Raw genomic sequence first — 26867 nt, forward strand, 5'->3', positions numbered from 1 at the left:
ATGTATGTACCAATTGTAGTTGAACAAGGTGAACGCGGAGAGCGTTCCTATGATATTTACTCTCGCTTGTTAAAGGATCGCATTATTTTCCTTGGTGGCCCCATCGATGATAATGTGGCAAATGCGGTTATTGCGCAAATGTTATTCCTGGAAGCAGAGGATCCTGATAAGGATATCCATTTGTACATCAATAGCCCTGGTGGTGTTGTAACCGCAGGTATGGCTATTTATGATACGATGCAATATATTAAACCAGATGTGTCTACTATTTGTGTAGGCTCTGCAGCGAGCATGGGTGCTGTGCTTTTAACAGCTGGCACTAAAGGTAAACGATATGCGTTACCTCATGCGCGCATCATGATTCACCAACCATTAGGTGGTGTACAAGGACAAGCATCTGAAATTGAAATCCATGCCCGTGAGATTCTTCGCATGCGTGAAGAGTTAAATGGTATCTTAGCTTCTCGCAGTGGACAAGATATTGAAGTAGTAGCTCGCGATACAGATCGCGATAACTTCATGAGTGCTCAGGATGCCGTTGAATACGGCTTAATTGATGAGGTGCTCACAAGAGAACCTGTAGAAAGCAAGTAATGGAGGCGCCCCTTGGCAAAAGATAAAGACACTATGCGCTGCAGTTTTTGTGGACGCACAAGCGAAGAAGTCCGCAAATTAGTGGCGGGGCCTAACGTGTATATTTGTGATGAATGCGTTGAAGTTTGTGAACGCATCATTGCAGATGAGTTGGGTGCGGTTGAGACGGACGACTTCAATTTAAAAGAATTGCCAACGCCTAGAGAAATTAAAGCTCATCTTGACGAATATGTCATTGGTCAAGATGATGCTAAAATCTCTTTAGCCGTGGCTGTATATAATCACTACAAACGTTTACAAACAGATAATGTAGTTGATGATGTAGAATTACAAAAGGCTAATGTTTTATTCATTGGTCCTACTGGTAGTGGTAAAACACTATTGGCTCAAACCTTAGCGAAAATGCTAGAAGTACCATTTGCTATTGCAGATGCTACAAGCTTAACTGAGGCTGGGTATGTAGGGGAAGATGTAGAAAACATCTTACTCAAAATTATCCAAGCTGCAGATTATGATATAGCTCGGGCTGAACGTGGCATTATCTATATCGATGAAATTGATAAGATTGCTCGTAAGTCTGAGAACCCTTCCATTACACGTGATGTGTCTGGTGAAGGCGTACAACAAGCATTGCTTAAAATCTTAGAAGGTACTGTCGCTTCTGTTCCCCCACAAGGTGGTAGGAAGCATCCTAATCAAGAAATGCTTCAAATTGACACTACGAATATTCTCTTTATTTGTGGTGGTGCATTTGATGGTATGGATAAGGTTATTACTAAGCGTACCGCTAAGAAAACACTTGGCTTTGGTGCAGATGTACAGCGTAAAGAAGAACGCAATGTATCGGCTATCTTAAAAGATGTTGTACCTGAAGATTTATTAAAATTTGGCTTGATTCCTGAGTTTATTGGACGTTTGCCAGTAATGGTGACATTAGATCAATTAGACAGAGATGCGTTAATTCAAATTTTGACAAAGCCTAAAAATGCATTAACAAAACAATATGAAAAAATTCTATCCCTTGATGGTGTAGAATTAACTTTCACTGAAGATGCATTAGAAGAAATCGCTGATGAAGCATTACAGCGAAAAACAGGTGCTCGTGGTTTGCGTGCTATCATTGAAAAGGTGATGAAACGCGTAATGTTTGAGGTTCCTTCCATGCCGGAAGTAACTAAGTGCATTGTGAATCGTGAATCCGTATTAAGCACAGGTGAACCTATACTCAAAAATGAGGCAGACCAAGACATCCAGTTGAAATCGTAATTCGAAGAAACTCATTTCTGTGTAGGAATGAGTTTCTTTTCATAATATATATACCTGGAGGAAGTATGAATTTACTCGAAGTTGGGATCCCTACCGTACCTCTCAGAGGCATGGTAGTATACCCGAATATCGTGATTCACCTCGATATCGGTCGAGACAAATCCATTAAGGCGGTGGAAGCCGCAATGAATGAGGACCGCATTTTAGCTGTCGTAACTCAAAAAGATGATGCTGTAGATGCGCCAACAGTTCATGATTTAGCCCAAATGGGTACATTAGTAAAAATTAAACAAATGTTGCGCTTACCAGGTGGTATAGTACGTGTTCTTGTAGAGGGCATCACTCGTATTCGTCTTATGAATATTACTAGCATGGACCCTTATTATATAGGAGACTATGAACGAGTGGCGTCTGAATTTGAAGACGATGTAGAGCTTGAAGCTTATCGTCGTTTGGTTCAAGCTAAATTTGGCGAATGGGCAGAAGAAGCTAAATCAGTTACTGATGAAGGTGTAACGCGCGTTATGGAATTACGCAATCCTTGTGAATTAGCTGACCAAGTTGCATTTCTATTGCCTATTAATAATTTGAAACGTCAAGAGTTACTTGAAGAATTATCTGTGGCTCGTCGTCTTAACATGATTGTAGGCATTTTAAATATGGAATTACAAATCTCTGATTTGGAAAATTCCATCAATAATCAAGTGCGTCAATCTATGGAAAAAGCGCAGAAGGAATATTTCTTGCGCGAAAAAATCCGCGTTATCCACGATGAGTTGGGTGATAAAGGGGATCCCGAGGAGGAGGCAGAAGAACTACGAGTTAAGTTAAAAGCACTTAATCTAAGTGAAGACGTACATACGCGTATTGATAAAGAAATTTCTCGTTACAGCCGCATGCCTCAATTGATGCCGGAAGCAACAATTTTGCGCAATTACCTAGATTGGGTATTGGCATTACCGTGGAACGAATTAACGGAAGACCGTTTAGATATTAAGGGCGCTCATGCTATGCTCGAGGCCGATCATTATGGCCTTGAAAAGGTTAAGAAACGCATTTTAGAATTTTTAGCGGTTCGTAAATTAACTGGTAAAAATAGTGGCTCTATTCTTTGTTTAGTAGGCCCACCAGGCGTTGGTAAAACCTCTTTGGCTACCTCTATTGCTAAAGCAATGAATCGTAAGTTTATCCGTGCATCCTTAGGTGGTGTTCGTGATGAAGCTGAAATTCGTGGACATCGACGTACTTATATTGGTGCTTTACCTGGTCGTATGATTCAGGGGTTAAAAAATGTAGGTACTAAGAATCCTGTATTTTTATTGGATGAAATTGATAAATTAGCATCTGATTATAAAGGTGATCCATCTTCAGCGTTATTAGAAGTATTGGATCCAGAACAAAATAGCACATTTAGTGATCACTTTATCGAAGTACCGTTCGACTTCTCTGAAGTTTTCTGGATTACTACGGCTAATGTAGCATCTAATATTCCTGGTCCATTGTTAGATCGTATGGAAATTATTGAGTTGTCCAGCTATATGGAAGAAGAAAAACTAGAAATTGCTAAGCGTTACTTAACACCTAAGCAAATTAAGAAAAATGGCCTTGAAGATTACAAGGTTAAATTATCTGATGCTGTGTTAAGAAAGGTAATTTCCGAATATACTCGCGAAGCAGGTGTTCGTACTTTAGAGAAAACAATTGCTAAGATTTGCCGTAAGATTGCTTTCAAAGTAGTTGAAGAAGGCGGAGACGCACCAAAAGTCACTACTAAGAATCTTCACGAATTCTTAGGCGCACCAATCTTTGTTGACCAAGAGCGAGAAAAGAAAGCACAAGTTGGCTATGTAAATGGATTAGCTTGGACATCTGTTGGTGGTGTAGTATTACCATGTGAAGCTACAACTATGAATGGTACCGGTAAATTGGCTTTAACTGGTAGTCTCGGCAAGGTTATGCAAGAGTCTGGTCAAGCGGCTATGAGTTATATTCGCCATAATGCAAAAGCTTTAAAGATTGAAGAAGATTTTTATAAAAAGCTTGATATTCACGTTCACTTGCCAGAAGGGGCAACCCCTAAAGATGGTCCTTCAGCAGGTATTACAATGACATTAGCTATGGTATCTATTTTGACTAACCGCAAGGTTCGTTCTGATATTGCCATGACTGGTGAAATCACATTGCGTGGCCGCGTATTACCAATAGGCGGCTTAAAAGAAAAATTATTAGCAGCCTTGTCTCATGGTATTAAAGAGGTGTTGATTCCAAAAGGCAATGAAAAGGATATTGCAGAATTACCTGACATTGTGAAAGAAGGCCTCATCATTACGCCAGTTAAGACAATGGATGAAGTATTAGCAAAGGCACTTGTGTAATGCAAAAGAAGAAAAAATCCACTAAACCAATGGGCCCAAAACCACAATATACACGAAAAGAACCAAAGGGGCCTCGTATTATAGCTGCAAAATATAATACTTCCTGTGTGAAGGCGGATCAATATCCTGAAGGGGATACCGTAGAAATCGCCTTCCTTGGACGCTCTAATGTGGGCAAGTCTTCGTTGATTAATTCTTTATGTAACTATCGTGGGTTAGCCCTCGTTAGTGGTCAGCCAGGTAAGACTAAGACGATAAACTACTTTGATATTGAATCAAAAGAGGATATTTCTGAAACCGAGGAACGCAGATATAACTGGTTTCTCGTTGACCTTCCTGGTTATGGTTTTGCAAAGACAAATAAAGGAAACCGCAATCTGTGGTCTTCCTTTATTGCCGATTATATTTTACATTCTGAACGATTGATGTTGTTGTGTTTACTTATCGATGGTCGCCATCCTGAAATGGCCATTGATAAGGTGGCCTTTGATTGGCTCGTCGAAGCCGGTGTTCCGTTACAAATTGTAGTGACCAAGGCCGATAAATTGACGGCTAAAGAAAAGTCTGCAAACTTGTCTATTATTAAAGAGCTATATCCAACGGCTACCCCGCCGATTTTGTACAGCTCTTTAAAGCATACTGGACGTGAGCTTTTACAACAACGAATCAATAAAATTTTGGTAGGAGATGAAGCATGAGTCAAACGAATGAATTAGAGATTATGGAACGCATTGCTCTAGATTTAGAGCGTGTCGAAGAGTCTCTTGCATCATCTTTTAATACCGGTGCAGAGGACTTCAATGCACTGATTCGACCGTTATCAGCAGCAGGTGGTAAGCGTTTGCGTGCTCAATTGTGTCTATTGATTGCTAATGCAGGTACATCTATAGAGCGTCAACGCATTAAAATTGCTGAGGCTGTTGAAATGCTTCATTTAGCAACACTTATCCATGACGATGTTTTAGATCAAGCTGAAATTCGCCGTGGGGAGGATACAATTCACATGCATAAAGGTAATAAAGTAGCTATCCTTAGTGGTGATTATTTATTTGCTAAAGCATTTAAAATCGTATCTGAAATGACGAATATGAAGTATCTTCAAGTATTCTCTCATATTATCACATGCCTCGTAGAAGGTGAGTTCATGCAAATGGAAGATGTATATCGCATCGATCAAGGCATAGAGCGTTATATGACAAAGACGCAAAAGAAAACAGCAGACTTTATGGAAGGCTGTATGGAGCTTGGTGGTCTCTTAGGAGATTGGCAAGCGAATGAAATCATAGAGTTGAAAAAATATGGTCATGCATTAGGCATGGCATTCCAAATTACAGACGATATTATGGATTATCGTGAAACAGCGGAAACAACGGGAAAGCCTGTAGGGAATGATCTTCGAGAGGGACTATTGACGTATCCGTTATTAAGCATCGTTAACGATGGTAATAAAGATAAATTGCTTGAAGATATTAAAGGCTTAAATAATGGTGGTAATGAGCAAGACATTATTGATTATGTTATTGCTCAAGGTGGAATTGATAATACATTAGCTGTAGCTGATAAATATTGTAAAGATGCTCTAGCGGCACTCGCTGCAGTGCGTGATTTCCCAGGGAAGGAATTCCTTGTGATGGCTGTAGAAAATCTGGCTGATAGAAAGGTATAATATGGAACCATTCGAACCAAAATCGGATTTCGAATATCCCATGCAAAAACCTTCTTTTGATAGTGTAGTTCGTCAAAAACGGCGTGAAGCAGAACAAAAGACTGAGCAAGAACGATATAAGGTGGCAACTCAACACATTCCTGAGGATGTGGAAGATGAACCAGTTTATACGGCTATAGAGCAGAAGATGATGGATGAAGCAAGGGAATTGTCTCTTGTAGGACATCTTTCAGAGCTGCGAAAACGATTGATTATAATAGCTGTAGCAGTTATTGTGGGAACTTGTATTTCTTATTATTATGTAGACTTATTATTGGAAATACTCCTAAAACCGGCTGGCAAGCTCTATTATATGAGACCTACTGAAGCATTTTTTACATATATGAAGGTGTCTGTTGTAGGTGGCTTAGTCATAGCCGCTCCCATTATATTGCATCAGATTTGGCTATTTGTTAAGCCTGCACTAACTGTGCGAGAAAAGCAGCTATCTAACTGGATCTTACCAGTAGCAATTGGTCTATTCGGGATAGGTATTGTATTTTCTTATTTTCTCGTATTGCCTGCAGCGGTGAAGTTCTTTATGGGCTTTGCTACAGATGAATTACAGCCGATGTTTTCTATTGGTCAGTATATGGACTTTGTATTATCCTTTGTATTGCCCTTTGGATTTATCTTTGAGTTGCCGTTGATCTTAATTATTTTGGGATATTTCAACTTAATTACATCACGCTTTTTAAAAACGAAGCGAAAGATATTTATTCTTATATCCTTTATCATAGGTGCTGTCATTTCACCTACACCGGATATGTTCTCGCAAACGATGATTGCATTACCTATGATATTGCTATATGAAACAAGCCTATTTGTATTGGCTAAAATTATGAAGCGCTAAGGAGTCTTTTAGGAGGAACGATGAAAACCTACGAAAATTTAACCACATATAATCCTGGTGAAATAGAAGGCAAATGGTATTCTTATTGGGAAAATCAAGGATACTTTCACGAAGAAGTAGACACGAATAAAGAGCCATTTAGTATCGTATTACCACCTCCTAATGTAACTGGTATGTTGCATATGGGGCATGCCCTTGATAACACATTACAAGACATCCTCATCCGTTTCAAACGCATGCAAGGCTACAATGTATTGTGGATGCCAGGTACAGACCACGCTGGTATTGCTACACAAATCAAAGTAGAAGAGATGCTTGCTAAAGAAGAAGGAAAATCTCGCTATGATTTGGGCCGTGAAAAATTCGTAGAGCGCGTGTGGGAATGGAAAAAAGAATATGGTGATACTATTGTAAAACAAATCCGTAGCCTTGGCGCATCCTGTGATTGGACCCGTGAGCGATTTACTTTGGATGAAGGATACTACCATGCAGTGCGCGAAGTATTTGTAAGCCTTTATGAAAAAGGTTTGATCTATCGCGGTGAACGCATCATCAACTGGTGTCCTCGTTGTGCCACTGCGTTATCTGATGTTGAAGTTGAGCATGAAGACGAACATGGCCATTTATGGCATATTAAATATCCTGTAAAAGGTGAAGATAATCGTTTCGTTGTTGTTGCTACAACTCGTCCAGAAACAATGTTTGGTGATGTAGCAGTAGCAGTAAATCCTGATGATGATCGTTATAAAGATCTCATTGGTAAAACATTAATCTTGCCATTTGTTAATCGAGAAATCCCTGTAATTGCCGATGACTATGTTGATGCTAGCTTCGGTACAGGCTGTGTAAAAATTACACCTGCTCATGACCCTAATGACTTTGAAATGGGTCAACGCCATGATTTAGAGTCCATCGTTGTTATGAACAATGATGCAACAATGAATGAAGGTGCTGGCAAATTTAATGGCTTACCTCGTGAAGAAGCGCGTAAACAAGTAGTAGCTGAACTTAAAGAATTAGGCCTACTTGAAAAAATCGATGATCATGACCATGCAGTAGGTCATTGCTCTCGTTGTAATACAATCATCGAACCAATGGTATCTAAACAATGGTTCGTAGATATGAAACCATTGGCAGAGCCAGCTCTTAAGGTTGTTAAAGACCACGAAGTAGAGTTCGTTCCTGAACGTTTTACAAAAACATATGTGAACTGGCTTGAAAATATCCGCGATTGGACGATTTCTCGTCAATTGTGGTGGGGCCATCGCATTCCTGCATGGTATTGTGATGATTGTGGTGAAACTATCGTTAGCCGTGAAGATATTACAGAATGTCCTCATTGCCACGGTCATGTTACACAAGATCCAGATGTTCTTGATACATGGTTTAGCTCTGGTTTATGGCCGTTTGCCACACTGGGTTGGCCTAAGCAAACTCCAGAACTTAAACAATGGTATCCAACAAGTGTGCTTGTAACTGGTTACGATATCATCTTCTTCTGGGTTGCTCGTATGATCTTTATGGCTCTTGAGTTTGAACATGAAATTCCATTTAAACATGTATTTATTCATGGTCTTGTTCGCGATAGCCAGGGCCGTAAAATGAGTAAATCTTTGGGCAATGGTATTAATCCGCTTGAAGTTATCGACCAATATGGTGCTGATGCATTGCGCTTTACTCTTGTAACTGGCAACACACCTGGTAACGATATGCGTTTCTATATGGAACGTGTTGAGGCTAACCGTAACTTTGCCAATAAGATTTGGAATGCATCAAAATTTGTATTGATGAACCTTACAAATTATGATGAAAGTTTCGTTCCAACAGTAGATGATTTGACATTGGCTGACCAATGGATTGTTCAAAAATACAATGAAACTGTACAAAATGTAACATCTAACCTCGATAAATTCGAATTAGGCGAGGCTGCTAGTTCAGTATATGACTTCATTTGGAATACATACTGCGATTGGTACATTGAATTAGCGAAACCTCGTTTGTATAGTGAAAGTGACGAACGTGATCGTCGTACAGTTCAATATTTACTTGTAACAATCTTACGTCATATGCTCGAATTATTACATCCATTCATGCCGTTCGTAACTGAACATATTTGGCAACATTTGCCACACGAAGGGGACAGCATCGTTGTTACTAAATGGCCTGAAGCATTGAAATTCGATAATCTTGAAGGGGCAGCACGTCAAATGGAAGTTATGATGGATGCTATCAAAGGTATTCGTAACATGCGTGCTGAAATGAATGTGCCTTTAGGTAAAAAAGCTGAGGTTATCGTAGCGCCAACAGATGAAGCATTAGCTAAAACTGTAGCAGAACATAGTGACTACTTCGTAACATTGGCTTGGGCAGAGAAAGTAACAATTCTTGGTACCGATGATCCAAAACCAGAAAATGCGACTGTAACCGTTGTCAATGGTATGGAAGTATATCTCTTACTTAAAGACTTGATTGACGGTGAAAAAGAAAGAGAGCGTATTGCAAAGGAAAAAATCCAAATGGAAAAAGAAATTTCTCGTTTGGAAGGTAAATTGTCTAACCAAGGCTTCTTAGCAAAAGCTCCTGAAGCTGTAGTAGCAAAAGAAAAAGAAAAGTTAGAAGAATATAAACAAAAACAACAAGCGTTATTGGAACGTGAAGCGTTCCTTGAAACCTTATAATAGGAGGTTTATATGACATATCAGGAGGCCTTAGCCTATTTGGAGCAGGCATCTTCATTTGGTATTAAACCTGGCCTTGAACGAATTACGGCTTTTATGGATGTGTTAGGGAATCCACAAGAAGATTATAAAATTGTTCATGTTACAGGTACAAATGGTAAGGGCTCGGTTACCTCATATATTTCCTACGCACTGTTTACAAGTGGATTACGGGTGGGGCGATTTACATCGCCTCACCTTCAATCCTATACGGAGCGTATTCAAATTAATGATGGAAATATAACAGAGGAAGCCTTTGGAAAATTAATTAGTCGCGTAAAGATTGCAGTAGATACTATTATTAGTAATGGAATAGAAGCGCCAACACAATTTGAAATATTAACAGCTGCCGCATTTTTATTCTTTAAGGAGCAAGGTGTCGACTATGCTGTAGTAGAAGTTGGTTTAGGTGGCTTACTAGATTCTACTAATATCGTGACTCCAAAAGTATCTGTTATTACTAATGTAACTATTGATCATCAGGCGTATTGTGGTGATACTGTCGAGGAGATTGCACGCCATAAAGCGGGGATTATCAAACCTAATGTGCCTGTAGTGACAGCTGCACAAGATACACCTCTTAATATCATTGAGGACGTAGCCAATAAACAACATGCTAAGCTTTATGTTTTTAATAAAGATTTTGGTATTGATAGCCGCAGCGCTGTAACGGGTGGTCAAATGATAACTGTTAGTTCTAACGATGCTGCACCTGCTATGTTGTTTACGACGATGGCTGGCATTCACCAATCTGTAAATCTCGCTTGTGCATTGATGGCCGTACGTTTATTGATGAAAGAGGATACGAACATCAGTGAAGAAACGATGCGTGAAGGATTTGCCCGCACTACGTGGGCGGGGCGCTTTGAAGTTAAACGAGGCTTAGATCGTACCTTTATATTTGACGGTGCTCACAATGCGGCAGGGGCTGAGTCTTTTGCCATGACGTACAATGAATTATTTAAGGACACACCGAAAACGGTGGTAATGGCTATCCTTAAAGATAAAGATCAAGAGACTATTATTCGTGAAGTGGTTAAATCTGGCGACACAGTCCTCGCTGTACCTGCACCAACAGATAGAACAGAGGTACCTGAAAACTTGGTTGAAGTGATTCGTCGTACTGTACCTAAGGTGACGGCTCAAACTGCAGAATCTGTTGAGGCTGCATTAGCATTGGCTTATAAACATACAAAGACTGGTGATATCATTGCTGTATGTGGTTCTTTATATATTCTAGGAGATGCTCGTCAGTGGTTTTTCCATGAGATGAGCCATTGAGGTGAGAATATGGAACTCTCACTCATTCCTAATCAGAAACGACTTACCTTTTATATTGAACGATTAATCTATGGTGTTGTCATTGCGATGCCACTTCAGCCAATGGTAGGAGATGTACTTCTCTGGTTGGCTATAGGTCTAGCATTATATGATTTGATTTCTAGTAAATCATTGAGTTTGCCGACAGGTTATTTATCTTGGACTGTTATGATCTTTGTTATCTGGACAGGTATATCGTCGTTAATGTCCCCAAACTGGGATTGGTCTATTCAGAGCTGGTTCTACCAAATTGTAGCGGGTGGGGGCATGTACTATTTAGTTCGTACCTATATCCGAACACCTAAACAGTGGAACTATTTTCTTCGTGCCTTTTTAGGTACAGCCGTTCTTGTATGCATTATTGGGGCCTATCAGTATATATTTGTTCCCAATATACATATAAAAGAATGGGTTGATGCAGCACAATTCCCTAAATTGATGCGTCGAATGGCGTCTACATTGCAAAATCCTAATTTGTTAGGGGCTTATCTATTGATGGTACTAAGTGTATGTATTAGCTATATTCTTGTTTATATGAAAGAGAATCGTACTCGTGAAGTTGTTACAATGCTGATTATTGGTGTTGTATTATTTTTAACGATGTTATTAACCTATTCGCGTGGTATTTGGATTAGTTTTGCGGCCATGATTCTGTATTGGGCTATTTTCGTAGAACGAAGACTATTCTTATCCTTGTTAGTGGTACCGTTAATTCTATACTTCTATGAAGGGGAAGTTGCTTCACGACTTTGGTCTATATTCCAAGGTCATGATACGTCATCAGAGCTTCGCTGGGCTCTATGGGATAGTACAATGTATATCGTACGAGAAAATCCAATCTTTGGTATTGGGTGGAATACATTCTACTTAGTTTATCCAGAGTATAACTATTACATTCAAGGTCCTAATGTGTTGATGTATCATGCCCATAATTTATATTTAAACATATTGGCTGAAACAGGTATTCCTGGCTTGCTATCATTCCTAGCAGTTATCGTCGGTCATGTTATTACATCTGTTCGTTTGAAAGGGGATATGTTCCGACAAGCTGCACAGATAGGTATAGGCGCTTTAGCTATCGGAGTTCTTTTTAGTGGATTGTCTGATTTTGAGCTGTATAGCCATCAAGTTACTATTGTTTTTTGGCAACTCCTTGGTTGGGTTGGGGCCTTTGTGAAAGTACAACTTTCCACAAAGGCCTATATGTAAAAGGTATATTTTGTATAATTAGTAAGTTTTATGGTAGCGATACAATTTCATAGTATGGTATAATTTATACATACCTTAGCAGGGTAAGCTTAAGTATATTTAACCGGTTTTCTAATGTTAGAATAATTGAACATTATTGCTTGCATTTGAAAACCGGTTTTTTGTATATCTATATTTTTATAGGAGGTGTAGCGGTCAGTTTCTGTATATATTATTTCTTTATTATATTGATAAGGCTCTATATGTTGTATTGAGATAGTTCGATATACATAAAAAACAACAATATATACTATTAAATTGATAATTCCTGTGAGTTATATCGGTGTGAATAAAACTTATGTGAAAATGTAAAAACCTATGCGTTTTGGTCATAATGCACAGTCGGAGTGTGATAAAAAATACATTTTAGTCATATAAGTTGACAATACATTGGATGTGGACTACGATGAAGTCGGTTTAAGGAACGTATTAGACCAAAGAGATTCAATTGTCGTTTAACAATGTTACTCTTAAAGGAGATGGTTATGGTGATAGACATCAAAGACCGCGTAAAAAATGTGGACCTGCAAGGTAAAATTGTCACTGCTTATGATGCAGCTCAGTTGATTAACCCTAATGATAAAGTTGGTATTTCCGGCTTTACACCATCGGGTTATGCAAAAGTTGTGCCATTGGCATTGGCAGAACGAATGGAAAAAGAACCATTCAAAATCGATTTGTGGACAGGTGCTTCCGTAGGTGATGAAGCTGATGGTGCGTTAACTCGTGCTAATGGTATTAATCGCCGCTTTCCATATCAAACCAATAAAGATATGAGAAAGGCTTTAAATAGTGGAGATGTTAAATACATCGATATGCATTTAAGCACAATGGCACAAAATATTCGTTATGGATTTTTCGGAGATTTAGATGTAGCAATAATTGAAGTATGTCAAATCAACGAAGATGGTTCTTTAGTACCGACTACCTCTGTTGGTAATTCTCCAACATTTGTTAGTCAAGCTAAAAAGGTTATCGTAGAGGTAAATGTATCTCAACCATTATCCTTAGTTGGTATGCATGATATCTATGAACCGTTAGATCCGCCACATCGTAAACCAATTCCGTTGGAACAGGCCGGCGATCGCATCGGTACAGAAGCAATACCTTGTGATCCTAGCAAAATTATTGCTGTGGTTCCAAGTGATGTACCTGATACAACAAGACCTTTAGCTGCTATTGATGATGATGCAAAGGCAATGAGTCAACATCTTATCAAATTCTTTGAACAAGAAATTGCAGAAGGTCGTTTGCCTAAAAATTTGCTTCCATTGCAATCCGGCGTAGGTTCTGTAGCAAATGCGGTAATTAGTGGCTTGGCCCAAGGGCCTTTCACAGATTTATCTATTTATACAGAAGTAATTCAAGACGGTATGTTTGACTTGATCGATGCTGGTAAAGTAACTGTATGTTCCGGTACTGCATTGAGTCCTTCTCCAGATGGATTGAAACGTTTCTATGCGAATATTGATGAATATCGTAAAAAAATTATTCTTCGTCCGCAAGAAATCTCCAATAACCCTGGTATTGCTCGTCGTATTGGTGTCATTGCCATGAATACCGCTATCGAATTTGATATTTTTGGCAATGTAAACTCTACTCATATTATGGGTAGCAAAATGATGAATGGTGTTGGTGGTTCTGGTGACTTTGCACGTAGTGCATATCTCACTATCTTCTGTACCAATTCCGTTGCTAAAAATGGCGACATCAGTTCTATCGTTCCATATGTATCCCATGTGGATCATCCAGAACATGACACTATGATTTTCTGTACAGAACAAGGTGTTGCTGACTGTCGTGGTTTGAGCCCAGTGGAAAGAGCTCGTTTGATTATTGAAAAATGTGCTCACCCAGACTACAAACCTATGTTAACTGAATACCTAGAAAAAGCATTAGCTGCAACAAAGAATGCCCATACACCAATGTTGCTTGATGAAGCTCTTTCTTGGCATAAACGCTTCACAGAAACTGGAAGCATGAAAAAATAACCTGTTTTTTTAGGAGGATGATGAAAACATGGCTTACGAAAACTTAAAAGCCCAAATTGCTGAGTACAACAAACTTTGTGACGAAAAATGCGCAAAAACTCCAGAACGTCAAAACTTAAAATACAACCGTGTGTATACACCAGTTGATATTGAAGGCTTTGATTATGAACGCGATTTGGGAATGCCTGGCGAATTCCCTTATACTCGTGGCGTACAACCTACTATGTACCGTGGTCGTTTCTGGACAATGCGTATGTATGCAGGCTTCGCTACAGCTGAAGAATCTAACAAACGTTACCGCTACCTAATCGAATCTGGTGCAACAGGTCTTTCCTGTGCGTTCGACTTGCCAACTCAAATCGGTTATGACTCTGATGATGTTATGGCTGAAGGCGAAGTTGGTAAAGTAGGTGTAGCGATTGACTCTTTGGCAGATATGGAAATCTTGTTCGATGGCATCGACCTTGGCAAAGTATCCACTTCCATGACAATCAACGCTCCAGCATCCGTTTTGTTGGCAATGTATATTGCAGTAGCTGAAAAACAAGGTGTACCTTCCACAGAATTGAAAGGTACTATTCAAAATGATATTTTGAAAGAATATGCAGCTCGTGGTACTTACATTTTCCCTCCAAAACCATCTATGCGTTTGATCACTAATATCTTCGAATATTGTTCTCAATACGTTCCAAAATGGAATACAATTTCTATTTCCGGTTACCATATCCGTGAAGCAGGTTCCACAGCAGCACAAGAAATCGCATTTACAATTGCTGATGGTATCGCATACGTAGAAGCAGCTTTGAAAGCTGGTCTTGATGTTGATACATTTGCTGGTCGTCTTTCCTTCTTCTGGAATGCTCATAATAATGTACTTGAAGAAGTTGCTAAATTCCGCGCATCTCGTCGCTTATGGGCAACAATCATGAAAGAACGTTTTGGTGCTAAAAAACCAAAATCCATGATGCTTCGTGTACATACTCAAACAGCGGGCTCCATGTTGACTGCACAACAAGTTGATAACAACATCGTTCGTGTTGCTCTTCAAACTGCAGCTGCTGTAATGGGCGGTACTCAATCCTTACATACAAACTCCCGTGACGAAGCTTTGGCTCTTCCTACAGAAGCATCTGTACAAGTAGCTCTTCGTACTCAACAAATCGTGGCTTACGAATCTGGTTTGGCTGACGTAGTTGACCCATTGGGCGGCTCTTACTATGTTGAAGCTATGACTAATGCTATCTATGACGAAGCTATGGCATACATCAAAAAAATTGATGAAATGGGCGGCGCTGTAGTAGCAATCGAAAAAGGCTACATCCAAAAAGAAATTCAAGAATCCGCTTACAAATGGCAAATGGAAGTTGAATCTGGCTTGCGCACAATCGTTGGCGTAAATAAATTCCAAGTCGAAGAAGAAGCTCCAAAAGACTTACTTCGCGTAGATGCTTCCGTAGGTGTTAACCAATCTAAGAAAACTCAAGCAGTTCGTGCTAACCGCGATCAAGCCGCAGTTGATAAAGCCTTAGCTGATTTGAAAGCTGGCGCAGCTGACGAATCTGTTAACTTGATGCCATTAATTCTTGCAGCAGTTAAAACATATGCTACTTTGGGTGAAATTTGTAATGTATTGCGCGAAGTATTCGGTGAATACGAAGCTCATTCCACATTATAATATCGGCTGATTTCGGAGGTAATATATCATGGCAGAAAAACGTATTAGAGTAATTGTAGCAAAACCAGGTCTTGATGGTCATGACCGTGGTGCAAAAGTAGTAGCACGCGCACTTCGCGATGCTGGTTTCGAAGTAATCTACACTGGTCTTCGTCAAACACCAGAACAAATCGTTGAAGCAGCACTTTCTGAAGACGTTAATGTAGTTGCATTATCTCTTCTTTCCGGTGCTCACAATACATTGTTCCCTAAAATTGTTGAACTTTTGAAAGAAAAAGGCATGGGGGATGTTCTTGTAATCGGTGGTGGCGTTATTCCTGATGCTGATATTCCTGGCTTGAAAAAAGCTGGCGTAGCAGCAGTATTCACACCTGGCACACCAACTAGCGATATCGTTAACTTTATTAAAGAAAACGTAAAATAATTGCTTAGGGCAAAGAGGGGTGCAACTCGAATAGTTGGCTCCCCTCTATTCCCATATTCGAAGATAGGTGGTGAGGCGAATGGATTTAGTTAAAGGCCTTTTTGAAGGTTCTAGACTAGCCTTAGCACGGTCCATAACAGCTGTAGAAAACGAGTATGATAATGCCATCGATATTATGAAGGCAATTTACCCTAAAACGGGGAACGCACGTATTCTCGGTATTACAGGGGCCCCTGGTGCTGGTAAAAGTACTTTGACCGATAAGGTAGTTAAACATTATTTAGATCAAGGTAAAAAAATCGGCATCGTTGCCATCGACCCAACTAGCCCATTCTCTGGAGGTGCTATCTTGGGGGACCGTATTCGAATGAATGATTTAACATTAAATGAAAATGTATTCATTCGAAGCATGGGCACGCGTGGTAGTCTTGGTGGATTATCTAAAAAGACTGCAGACGTTGTAAAACTCATGGATGCCTTTGGCATGGATTTAGTAATTATTGAAACTGTAGGCGTAGGTCAATCTGAAGTAGATATTGTAAAAAATGCTGATACTACATTGGTTGTACTGGTTCCTGGTCTCGGTGATGATATCCAAGCTATCAAGGCGGGTATTCTTGAAATTGGCGATGTATTTGCTATCAACAAAGCTGACCGAGATGGTTGCGATCGTTTGAATGTAGAAATTGAAATGATGCTTGACCTAGATTCTCGTGAAGTGAAATGGCGCCCACCAATTAAGCGCACAATTGCTAGTAAAGACCAAGGCGTAGATGAGCTTATCGACGCTTTAGATGAACATTTTGAGTATCTTGAAGATTCTGGTGAATTGGAATCTCGTCGGGCAGAACGTACTCGTGATGAAATCATCGCAATGATTAATGAACAAATTGGTCGTTATGTAGCTGATAAAATTGTTACAAGCGACGAATTTAATAGCCAAGTGGCAGCTGTTAATGAACGCGAAAGCGATCCATATACAGTTGTTAATGGCGTAATGACAAGCGTGCTAAAGTAGACGGCGACTACGTAGCATTAGAGATTTAGCCTTGAAAAGGAGATAATCAAAATGGCTTTTAAAGTATTACAAGTGGATCACATCGGTATTGGTGTTAATGATTTAGCAGCAACTAAAGAATTTTATAAAAATGCATTAGGCATTGAACATCTTCCTGAAGACGAAATCGTAGAAGAACAAAAGGTAAAAGTATCCTTCTTCCCTTGTGGTGATGCTGAACTTGAATTCTTAGAAACTACAACTCCAGATGGCCCTATCGGTAAATTTATCGAAAAAAATGGCGGTCGTGATGGTATCCAACACGTTGCATTGCGCGTTGATAATATTGAAAATGCTATTGCTGATTTGATGGCTAAAGGCGTTCGTATGATTGACGAAAAACCTCGTTATGGTGCAGGCGGTTCCTCAATTGCTTTCTTACATCCAAAAGCAACTGGTGGTGTATTGCTTGAATTATGTCAACGTATGAAATAATACAGTATCCAATTCACATAATTATATATGAGTTGTAGATATACATATACATATAATTCTACGTTATATATTAAATATGTATGCTTCTTGAACTTTATTCATTTATGAAATAAAATGATACTGTAACAAGTTTTATTTGGAGGTGCTATAATGGCAACAGTGCAGGAAAAAATCGAGTTATTGCACGAAAAACTAGCTAAAGTTAAAGCTGGTGGCGGCGAAAAACGCGTTGAGAAACAACATGCTCAAGGTAAAATGACTGCTCGCGAACGCTTGGCTAAATTGTTCGATGATAATTCCTTCGTTGAACTTGATCAATTCGTTAAACATCGTTGTGTTAACTTCGGTCAAGAAAAGAAAGAATTACCAGGCGAAGGTGTAGTAACAGGTTATGGTACTATCGACGGTCGTTTAGTATATGCATTCGCACAAGATTTCACTGTAGAAGGTGGTTCTCTTGGTGAAATGCATGCTGCTAAAATCGTTAAAGTACAACGTTTAGCAATGAAAATGGGGGCTCCTATTGTTGGTATCAACGATTCCGGCGGTGCTCGTATTCAAGAAGCAGTAGATGCCCTTGCTGGTTACGGTAAAATTTTCTTTGAAAATACAAATGCATCTGGTGTTATTCCACAAATTTCCGTAATCATGGGCCCATGTGCGGGCGGTGCTGTATATTCTCCAGCATTGACTGACTTCATCTACATGGTTAAAAATACTTCTCAAATGTTCATCACTGGTCCTGCAGTAATCAAATCTGTAACTGGTGAAGAAGTAACCGCTGAAGATCTTGGTGGTGCAATGGCTCACAACTCCGTGTCTGGTGTTGCTCACTTTGCAGCTGAAAATGAAGATGATTGTATCGCTCAAATTCGTTACTTATTAGGCTTCTTGCCATCCAACAATATGGAAGATGCTCCATTGGTAGATACTGGTGACGATCCAACTCGTGAGGATGAAAGCTTGAATAGCTTGTTGCCAGATAACAGTAACATGCCTTACGACATGAAAGATGTTATCGCAGCTACTGTAGATAATGGCGAATACTATGAAGTACAACCATTCTATGCTACTAATATCATTACTTGCTTCGCTCGTTTTGATGGTCAATCCGTTGGTATCATTGCTAACCAACCAAAAGTAATGGCTGGTTGCTTGGACATTAACGCTTCTGACAAATCTTCCCGTTTCATCCGTTTCTGTGATGCTTTCAATATTCCAATCGTTAACTTCGTTGACGTTCCTGGTTTCTTGCCTGGCACAAATCAAGAATGGGGCGGAATCATTCGTCATGGTGCTAAAATGTTATATGCTTACTCTGAAGCTACAGTACCAAAAATTACTGTTATCACTCGTAAAGCATATGGCGGTTCCTACCTCGCTATGTGTTCCCAAGATTTAGGCGCAGACCAAGTATATGCTTGGCCTACATCCGAAATCGCTGTAATGGGTCCTGCTGGTGCAGCTAATATTATCTTCAAGAAAGACGAAGATAAAGATGCTAAAACAGCTAAATATGTAGAAGAGTTTGCGACTCCTTACAAAGCTGCAGAACGTGGCTTCGTAGATGTTGTAATCGAACCTAAACAAACTCGTCCAGCAGTTATCAACGCTTTGGCAATGCTTGCAAGTAAACGCGAAAACCGTGCTCCAAAGAAACATGGTAATATTCCATTATAATTCGATTCGGTAAACATATCATCGAATTTGGGAGATACCTTTCTTTACTACTTTTTTAGAAAGGGGAATGATTATGGAAGGACAAGCAGTTACTACCAATCCTTGGTTAATCATGGCGATTAATATGACAGTTGTATTTGCTGTATTGATAGCTTTAGGTATTCTTATGGAAATCGTACATTTAATCGATCCTACTAAGAAGAAAAAAGAAGCACCAGCAGCAACCGCTCCTGTTGCTACTCCAACAGCTACTCCTGTAGCTCCAGCAAATGCATCTGCTCAAAATGAGGATGAAGTGGTAGCAGCTATCGTAGGTGCCATTGTGGCGATGGGGTACTCATCTGAACAAATTGCATCTATTCGACCTACAGCAACTAGTGCTAAATGGCGCTTGGAAGGTCGCTTAAGCGGTAGAGGTTAAAATAATTTTAGGAGGCATTTGTAATGAGCAATGCTACAACAACTAACGGTAAAGCTCCATCTCAAGATGTAGTAGCAGTAATCGTTGGTGCATTAGCGGCAATGGGTTATTCCGCTGATCAAATCGCGCATATCCGTCCAATCGTAAGCTACAATTGGAAAATGGAAGGCCGTTTGCGTGGTAATCGATAAGATAATTGGCTAATTTGATAATCCATAGGATTACTCAATTATATGTGTAAAAATATTTATAAGTTTTGTGTAGAAACTACACATTTTGGAGGAATTTAAGATGAAAAAATTCAACGTTACAGTAAATGGTACAGCATATGATGTAGAAGTTAATGAAGTGAAAGCAGCGGCTCCTGCAGCAGCTCCTAAAGCAGCTCCAGCAGCAGCTCCAGCTCCTAAAGCAGCTCCTGCACCAGCACCAGCTCCAGCTGCAGCAGCAGCTCCAGTTCCAGCAGGTGCTGAAACTGTAAAAGCTCCAATGCCTGGTAAAATCTTATCTGTAGCAGTATCTGCTGGTCAAGCAGTTAAAAAAGGCGAAACTTTGTTGATTCTTGAAGCTATGAAAATGCAAAATGAAATCGCAGCTCCACATGATGCTGTAGTTTCCGAAGTTCGCGTATCTGCTAACCAAACTGTATCCACTGGCGATGACATGGTTGTTCTTGGCTAATACCAAGTGTTGTATGACGTGGCTGCGCCACGTCATCTAACAATTTTATATTTGTGAAAGGGGAACGCATATGGAGGCTTTTGCTGTTGCGATACAATCTGTTATTAACGATAGCGGGTTCCTCGCATTTACAACAGGCAATGCTATTATGATTCTGGTAGGTTTGATCCTATTGTATTTAGCATTTGCTCGTGAGTTCGAACCATTATTGTTGGGTCCGATTGCGTTTGGTTGTTTACTTGCCAATATTCCTCGTAACGGTTTCGAAGAAGGCGTTATGGCGCTTATTAGTGCAGGTATCTCCCAAGAAATCTTCCCACCTTTAATTTTCCTTGGTGTAGGTGCAATGACTGACTTTGGTCCACTCATTGCTAATCCTAAAACATTGCTTTTAGGGGCTGCTGCTCAAATCGGTGTATTTGCTGCTTTAGGTGGCGCAATGATGCTTGGCTTTACAGCTCAAGAGGCGGCTGCTATCGGTATCATCGGTGGTGCTGATGGTCCTACATCTATTTACTTAGCTACTAAGCTAGCTCCTCATTTATTAGGTGCTATCGCGGTTGCCGCATATTCCTATATGTCCTTGGTACCGTTGATTCAACCACCTGTAATGAAACTTTTCACTACTAAAAAAGAACGTGAAATCGTTATGGAACAATTGCGTGAAGTAACACGTTTTGAAAAAATCGTGTTCCCAATCGTTGCAACGATCTTCATTTCCTTATTGCTTCCTTCCATTACATCCCTTTTAGGTATGTTGATGTTAGGTAACTTGTTCCGTGAATCTGGCGTAACTGATCGTTTATCCGATACTTCTCAAAACGCATTGATCAATACAGTTACAATTTTCTTAGCAACTGGTACTGGCTTGACAATGAGTGCGGAACACTTCTTAAGCTTAGAAACCATCAAAATTATTCTTTTAGGCTTATTCGCATTTATTTGCGGTACAGCTGGTGGCGTATTGTTCGGTAAATTGATGAACTTAGTAGATGGTGGTAAAACAAATCCACTTATTGGTTCTGCCGGTGTATCTGCGGTTCCAATGGCAGCTCGCGTATCTCAAGTAGTAGGTGCGAAAGCTAACCCAGCTAACTTCTTGCTCATGCATGCTATGGGACCTAACGTAGCTGGCGTTATTGGTACAGCAGTAGCTGCAGGTACAATGCTTGCTATGTTGTCCAACCACTAATAATTTAATAATTATTCACCCAGGTGTACCTAAATAGGTACACCTATTGGTGAATCAAAAAGCCCTTGGTCATTATGTAATCATACATAAAAAGGGAATATTTGCAATAAATGCTTTTCAGATCGGTCATTAGGTGATTAGCAAGATTTCACAGAATAACCTTCTAGTGCTTTAAATATAGTAGAGGTGGTCACTTGTTATCAATTGAATTAAAAATACTGATTTGTTTTGTTTGGGCATTTATTGTTTTTTTTATTACTGCACTGATTATCGGTGCTGAAGGTAAAGCTAAATGGTTTCAGCAGAGAACTAAATATTCTTGGTTTAATCGCCGAGGTTTTCTTGGTGAAACTTTATTATTTGGGTATCCTAAAACAAGAGAGGGATATGGGATTACTTTTATAATGGCCTCTGCCATTGGTATCGTAGGTTATATTTTATATCTCTTATAATTATGTCAGTGCATTTCTCTGAAGGGAGATGATGATGTATGGGTACTGCAGAACAAACCTTAATCGTCCTTGCAGTCATGGCTGTTTTATTCGTTACGGAAATTATTCCTCTAGCTATTACTTCTTTAGGCGGCGCAATTACATTAGGCCTTATGGGTATTATTACTCCTAAGGTTGTATTCTCTGGTTTATCTGATAGTACAGTTGTGTTGTTTGCAGGCATGTTCGTTGTTGGTGCTGCATTATTCTATACTGGTTTGGCTCAAAAAATTGGGGAAACCGTAGTATCTCATGCAGGGACTAGCGAAAATGGCTTGATGCTTGCGATTATGCTTGTAACAGCTACCATGTCCGCATTTTTATCTAACACTGGTACAACAGCTGCTTTACTTCCTGTAGTTGTTGGTATCTGTGCTGTTGCTAAGATTCCTGCATCTCGTCAATTGATGCCTTTAGCATTCGCTGCAGGTATCGGTGGTATCATTACAATGGTTGGTACACCACCTAATATCATTGTAAGTGGTACATTGACTAAATTTGGTATTGAACCATTTGGTTTCTTTGAGTTTGCTTGGATTGGCATTCCTTTGACTATCGCTACTATCGTATTCATGATGCTCATTGGTAAACATTTATTACCTAAACATGAAATTACTGATGCCGGTGATGTAGAACAAGAAGTAGCTGCTGAAGATATTTCTAACGATCCTAAGAAACAATTGTTCTCCGGACTTATTCTTTTAGGTGTAATCCTTGCCATGATTTTAGGTGAACCATTGAAAGAACACTTTGGTATTAACTTACCGTTGAGCATGGTTGCTGTTATTGGTGCAATGCTTTGCGTATTAACTGGTTGTTTGAATGAAAAACAAGCTTACACATCTATTGACTGGGTAACAATTTTCTTGTTTGCTGGTATGATGCCAGTGGCAACTGCACTTGATCAATCTGGTGCAGGTAAAATGATTGCTGATGCAGTAATTGGTGTTATGGGTTCCGATCCTAGTCCTTACTTTGCAACAGGCGTATTGTTTATTTTGTCTTGTGTTATGACGCAATTTATGTCTAATACTGCATCTTGTGCATTATTGGCTCCTATCGGTATCTCCATTGCTCAAGGTATGGGTGCTGATCCTCATGCTGTATTGATGGCTATCGGCGTTGCCGCATCCTGCGCATTCGGTACACCTGTAGGTACACCTCCAAATACATTAGTACTTGGTCCTGGTCAATACAAATTTACTGACTATGTAAAAGCTGGCGTTCCATTGATTTTAGTTTGCTTCGTAGTAAGCTTAATTATCATTCCAATGGTATGGCCATTCTTCCCTGGTAAATAATAGGGAATAGGTTACTCTACTATACAAGCACACACGAGGTCGAATCGTAAGATTCGGCCTCGTTTTTTATGATTTTAGTCTATATGATTTTAATATAGATTACATATAAGTGTAATCAAAAGCAATATGAATTAAACTAATTTGCATGATTAATTTTACACAATTGACTACATCGAAAAAAATATGATATAGTATATTGTGTAAGATATAATAATGTAATGTTGAATAAGGAGGTCATCTATGACAAAAGAAAGATTTAACATGTTAGTTGGTTCTATTGGTGCATTTATTGGTGTATTTGTATTTTTAGCCTATATCCCACAAATAATTGCTAATCTTCATGGTCAACCTAGTCAACCATGGCAACCATTATTTGCAGCAGTATCCTGTTTGATCTGGGTATTATATGGTTGGACAAAATCACCTAAACGTGATTATATTTTAATCGTACCAAACCTTGCAGGCGTTATTTTAGGTACACTAACATTCTTAACATCTTTCTAAGTGCTATAAGAAAAAAATAGTATTATTGTTATATAGTGAATAATAGTAAAGATATTACTTTACTTTATAAATATAAATGAGGTCGAATCGTATGATTCGGCCTTTTTTAGAGTGAAGTTTATATGTTAGATTAAAATATAGATAAGCGTTAAATCTGTTGTAATAAAAAAATAGTTTTTATGATAATAAATATTGATAATTGAATTCCTAGTATAATAGTACGTATTTTAATTGAAATGATAATTAGTGCATTCTCAATTATTGATTATTAAACTCAATTACATAAATGAAAAGAAATATCAAAATGCATATGAATATAGGCTTTTTATGATAAAAAGGAACAATTATTATGCAAAATATTCTATAATTTTTTATCATTTTCATTTGACTTTCAATTTGAACTGTGTGATAATGAGAACATAAGTTGAGGCAAGTGCCTTTCTAAATGATAATAAAAAGTTCTGATCTATATTTTGATGGAGGTCCTAATTATGAGAGTTATTGCTGATGGTTGCATTAAATGTGGTTCTTGCGCATCTGTTTGCCCAGTTTCCTGCATTACTGAAGGCGAAACTAAATACGAAATTGGCGATGCTTGCATCGATTGCGGTTCTTGCGAATCCGTTTGCCCAGTTTCTGTAATTTCCGCTGAGTAATCACAAATAAAACACGCCCCTCATTGAGGGGCTTTTTATTTTGCCTAAATTTGCGTAACTTAGTATAATAGGACTATTAAGAATTATATTATAGTAAGGGAGTTAATCTTGTTTTATACAGTACTTATCATTTGGTTATTATTGGACCAATTAACTAAATATTATGTAATGAATCATTTTTTGTTAGGTGAATCTTTACCTGTTATTCCTAATGTATTTCATCTTACCTATATTATTAATCGCGGTGCAGCCTTTGGCATGTTAGCGAATCAACGATGGTTTTTCTTACTAGTGGCTTTTGTTCTATTAGCTGTTTGTGCTTTTTATTGGAAGCGATTAGCTAAGGGCCATTGGACTTTGCAAATCGGATCCGCCTTATTAGTCGCAGGTGCAATTGGTAATGGCATTGACCGATACATGATTCATGGGGTAGTGGACTTTTTTGATTTTCGTGTATGGCCTATTTTTAATGTGGCAGATATTGGTATTTGCATAGGTGTAGCTTTTGTTGTATTTTATTTGTTTTCATTGAAAGAGGACCATGAATAGCTTTCATTATTAGGGTCCTTTATAGATCATTGACTTGATTCGTCAATAAATATATATCTTATACTTGACTCAAAGAGGAATAGAGGATGAATGAATATATTGTAAGTGCTGAGCAAGAAGGCATGAGACTAGATGTATTTTTAACTGAACAGATGGAAGGATCTCGTAGCTATATTCAAAGTTTAATTAAAGGTGGTCATGTTACAGTAGGTGATAAAGTAGGAAAGGCTAATCTTCGGCTTACACCTGATACTGTCATTCATGTAGAAATCCCAGAGCCCGAATCGATTGAGGTTAAACCTGAGGATATCCCTATAGATTATTTATACGAAGATCACGATATTGTTATTGTTAATAAACCTCGTGGCATGGTGGTACATCCTGCAGTAGGGAATTATTCTGGAACCCTTGTAAATGCTCTATTATTCCATTGTAAGGACCTATCAGGTATTAATGGTGAAATTAGGCCAGGTATTGTGCATCGCTTAGATAAAGATACGTCTGGTGTTATGATGGTGGCAAAAAATGATGCAGCACACATTGGTCTAGCAGAGCAAGTAAAAGTACATTCTGCAAGACGTACGTACTGGGCGCTAGTACAAGGCAATATTGTAGAAGAAAAGGGGACTATAAAGGCGCCTATTGGACGCCATCCTAAGGACCGTATGAAAATGGCTGTTGTCTTTGAAAACAGTAAAGATGCAGTAACACATTTTAAAGTATTGGAGCGTTATGGTCATCAAACATTGGTTGAATGTAATTTGGAGACTGGCAGAACCCATCAAATTCGTGTTCACTTTGCTCATATTGGACATCCTGTTGTTAATGACCCATTTTATGGATATAGACGTATGGATTTTCCTATAGAAGGGCAAGCATTACATTCTAAATCGTTAGATGTTAAACACCCTATTACAGGTGAAGAAATGCACTTTGAAGCACCGGTACCAGCTGACTTTGAGGCGTGCTTAGAATTTGCTAAGACCTACCGTGAAGATAAACGAAAATAGTCTAAATGTTTACATTGATTGTCTAAGTACTTATTTTTACTACTTATTTGGATATAGGGGCATAGAATAATCCTATGCTGTAAGGGCGTATATATGGAAAAGAAACGCTTACTAATGGATCAAGACGCTATAATGCGTGCGATTCGTCGTATTAGTCATGAAATTTTAGAACGCAATAAAGGTTTATCTAATGCGTTAATTGTAGGTATTGAACGGCGTGGTGTCATTTTGGCAAAACGTTTACAAGCGGAAATTGAGCGTATAGAAGGTATTCATATTGATTGTGAGTCTTTGAATGTTGCAGTGTATCGTGATGATCGTGATGCTCGTCCTAAAGAGGGGGAACCGTGTACGATTGATACAACGGAAAAGACAATTATTCTTGTAGATGATGTTTTGTATACGGGCCGTACCATCCGTGCTGCTTTAAATGCATTAATGACGGCTGGCAGACCAAGATCTATTCAATTGGCCGTCCTCGTCGATCGTGGTCATCGTGAATTGCCTATACGAGCGGACTATGTAGGTAAAAATATTCCTACATCACATCTTGAAAGTGTACGCGTTGCCGTCGCTGATCTGGATGGTGAAGAAGGGGTTACAATACAGGAATAATCTGTATTGTAACCCCTTATTTTTTTGAGTATTATCATATAATAAGATGATTATCTTAATAAAATTAAATTATTTGACTCTTATATTTATGTGCAGAATGTTTCTAC

26 protein-coding genes are annotated in these 26867 nt (G+C 38.9%); all 26 read left to right on the top strand.

Going from position 1 to position 26867, the window contains the following annotated elements:
- Positions 1-594, top strand: a complete 594-nt coding sequence (clpP, locus tag AAAT26_RS00555; protein ID WP_004696517.1) for an ATP-dependent Clp endopeptidase proteolytic subunit ClpP — start codon at positions 1-3, stop codon at positions 592-594.
- 12 nt (positions 595-606) lie between these two features.
- The gene (clpX, locus tag AAAT26_RS00560) at positions 607-1860 is read left to right on the top strand and encodes an ATP-dependent protease ATP-binding subunit ClpX (RefSeq protein ID WP_008601448.1); all 1254 of its coding nucleotides are present in this window, start codon (positions 607-609) and stop codon (positions 1858-1860) included.
- Between the two features lie 65 nt (positions 1861-1925).
- The gene (gene lon / locus AAAT26_RS00565) at positions 1926-4235 is read left to right on the top strand and encodes an endopeptidase La (protein ID WP_004696511.1); all 2310 of its coding nucleotides are present in this window, start codon (positions 1926-1928) and stop codon (positions 4233-4235) included.
- Positions 4235-4933 carry a ribosome biogenesis GTP-binding protein YihA/YsxC gene (gene yihA / locus AAAT26_RS00570; protein ID WP_024062006.1) on the top strand — a complete coding sequence of 233 codons (699 nt, stop codon included), beginning with the start codon at positions 4235-4237 and terminating at the stop codon, positions 4931-4933. The genes lon and yihA overlap by 1 nt, the downstream gene beginning before the upstream one ends.
- A complete protein-coding gene (locus AAAT26_RS00575; protein ID WP_278451723.1) occupies positions 4930-5901 on the top strand; it encodes a polyprenyl synthetase family protein in 972 nt (323 codons plus the stop codon). Before yihA ends, AAAT26_RS00575 begins: the two co-directional genes overlap by 4 nt.
- 1 nt (position 5902) lies before the next feature.
- Positions 5903-6793 carry a twin-arginine translocase subunit TatC gene (gene tatC, locus AAAT26_RS00580; protein ID WP_278451722.1) on the top strand — a complete coding sequence of 297 codons (891 nt, stop codon included), beginning with the start codon at positions 5903-5905 and terminating at the stop codon, positions 6791-6793.
- A gap of 20 nt (positions 6794-6813) precedes the next feature.
- A complete protein-coding gene (locus AAAT26_RS00585; protein ID WP_004698608.1) occupies positions 6814-9471 on the top strand; it encodes a valine--tRNA ligase in 2658 nt (885 codons plus the stop codon).
- Positions 9472-9483: 12 nt separating this feature from the next.
- Positions 9484-10791 (top strand): bifunctional folylpolyglutamate synthase/dihydrofolate synthase, encoded by a 1308-nt coding sequence (locus AAAT26_RS00590; protein WP_349208746.1) that lies wholly within the window; start codon positions 9484-9486, stop codon positions 10789-10791.
- 9 nt (positions 10792-10800) lie between these two features.
- Positions 10801-12039, top strand: a complete 1239-nt coding sequence (locus AAAT26_RS00595; RefSeq protein WP_287532914.1) for an O-antigen ligase family protein — start codon at positions 10801-10803, stop codon at positions 12037-12039.
- A 524-nt stretch (positions 12040-12563) separates the two neighbouring features.
- Entirely contained in the window at positions 12564-14069 is a 1506-nt protein-coding gene (scpC, locus tag AAAT26_RS00600) for a succinyl-CoA:acetate CoA-transferase ScpC (protein ID WP_004696497.1), read from the top strand.
- Between the two features lie 28 nt (positions 14070-14097).
- Entirely contained in the window at positions 14098-15744 is a 1647-nt protein-coding gene (locus AAAT26_RS00605; protein ID WP_004698747.1) for an acyl-CoA mutase large subunit family protein, read from the top strand.
- A 28-nt stretch (positions 15745-15772) separates the two neighbouring features.
- Positions 15773-16168: a cobalamin B12-binding domain-containing protein gene (locus AAAT26_RS00610; RefSeq protein WP_004696492.1), complete on the top strand. Its 396-nt coding sequence runs from the start codon at positions 15773-15775 to the stop codon at positions 16166-16168.
- Between the two features lie 79 nt (positions 16169-16247).
- Positions 16248-17186, top strand: coding sequence for a methylmalonyl Co-A mutase-associated GTPase MeaB (gene meaB / locus AAAT26_RS00615; RefSeq protein WP_004696489.1), 939 nt, complete (start codon positions 16248-16250; stop codon positions 17184-17186).
- A 51-nt stretch (positions 17187-17237) separates the two neighbouring features.
- Entirely contained in the window at positions 17238-17660 is a 423-nt protein-coding gene (gene mce, locus AAAT26_RS00620; protein ID WP_004696488.1) for a methylmalonyl-CoA epimerase, read from the top strand.
- Positions 17661-17810: 150 nt separating this feature from the next.
- Positions 17811-19340, top strand: a complete 1530-nt coding sequence (gene mmdA / locus AAAT26_RS00625; RefSeq protein WP_004696486.1) for a methylmalonyl-CoA decarboxylase subunit alpha — start codon at positions 17811-17813, stop codon at positions 19338-19340.
- A gap of 73 nt (positions 19341-19413) precedes the next feature.
- A complete protein-coding gene (gene mmdD / locus AAAT26_RS00630; protein ID WP_004696485.1) occupies positions 19414-19761 on the top strand; it encodes a methylmalonyl-CoA decarboxylase subunit delta in 348 nt (115 codons plus the stop codon).
- Between the two features lie 23 nt (positions 19762-19784).
- On the top strand, positions 19785-19952 hold the full coding sequence (gene mmdE / locus AAAT26_RS00635; RefSeq protein WP_004696483.1) for a methylmalonyl-CoA decarboxylase subunit epsilon: 168 nt from the start codon (positions 19785-19787) through the stop codon (positions 19950-19952).
- 100 nt (positions 19953-20052) lie between these two features.
- Positions 20053-20442, top strand: coding sequence for a methylmalonyl-CoA decarboxylase subunit gamma (mmdC, locus tag AAAT26_RS00640; RefSeq protein WP_004696481.1), 390 nt, complete (start codon positions 20053-20055; stop codon positions 20440-20442).
- Between the two features lie 70 nt (positions 20443-20512).
- Entirely contained in the window at positions 20513-21634 is a 1122-nt protein-coding gene (mmdB, locus tag AAAT26_RS00645) for a methylmalonyl-CoA decarboxylase subunit beta (RefSeq protein ID WP_302132251.1), read from the top strand.
- Between the two features lie 194 nt (positions 21635-21828).
- Positions 21829-22086: a hypothetical protein gene (locus tag AAAT26_RS00650; RefSeq protein WP_004696478.1), complete on the top strand. Its 258-nt coding sequence runs from the start codon at positions 21829-21831 to the stop codon at positions 22084-22086.
- 38 nt (positions 22087-22124) lie between these two features.
- The gene (locus AAAT26_RS00655) at positions 22125-23426 is read left to right on the top strand and encodes an SLC13 family permease (RefSeq protein WP_004696476.1); all 1302 of its coding nucleotides are present in this window, start codon (positions 22125-22127) and stop codon (positions 23424-23426) included.
- A 240-nt stretch (positions 23427-23666) separates the two neighbouring features.
- Positions 23667-23930 (top strand): SemiSWEET family transporter, encoded by a 264-nt coding sequence (locus AAAT26_RS00660; RefSeq protein WP_004696474.1) that lies wholly within the window; start codon positions 23667-23669, stop codon positions 23928-23930.
- 491 nt (positions 23931-24421) lie between these two features.
- The gene (fdxA, locus tag AAAT26_RS00665; protein ID WP_004696472.1) at positions 24422-24586 is read left to right on the top strand and encodes a 4Fe-4S ferredoxin; all 165 of its coding nucleotides are present in this window, start codon (positions 24422-24424) and stop codon (positions 24584-24586) included.
- Positions 24587-24691: 105 nt separating this feature from the next.
- Entirely contained in the window at positions 24692-25135 is a 444-nt protein-coding gene (gene lspA / locus AAAT26_RS00670; protein WP_287507655.1) for a signal peptidase II, read from the top strand.
- 86 nt (positions 25136-25221) lie between these two features.
- Complete coding sequence (locus tag AAAT26_RS00675; RefSeq protein WP_038125489.1) at positions 25222-26145, top strand: RluA family pseudouridine synthase; 924 nt, start codon at positions 25222-25224, stop codon at positions 26143-26145.
- A gap of 93 nt (positions 26146-26238) precedes the next feature.
- On the top strand, positions 26239-26760 hold the full coding sequence (gene pyrR, locus AAAT26_RS00680; RefSeq protein ID WP_004696466.1) for a bifunctional pyr operon transcriptional regulator/uracil phosphoribosyltransferase PyrR: 522 nt from the start codon (positions 26239-26241) through the stop codon (positions 26758-26760).
- The last annotated feature ends 107 nt before the right edge of the window (positions 26761-26867 follow it).

Source organism: Veillonella parvula (assembly GCF_040094895.1).
Taxonomy (GTDB): domain Bacteria; phylum Bacillota; class Negativicutes; order Veillonellales; family Veillonellaceae; genus Veillonella; species Veillonella parvula_L.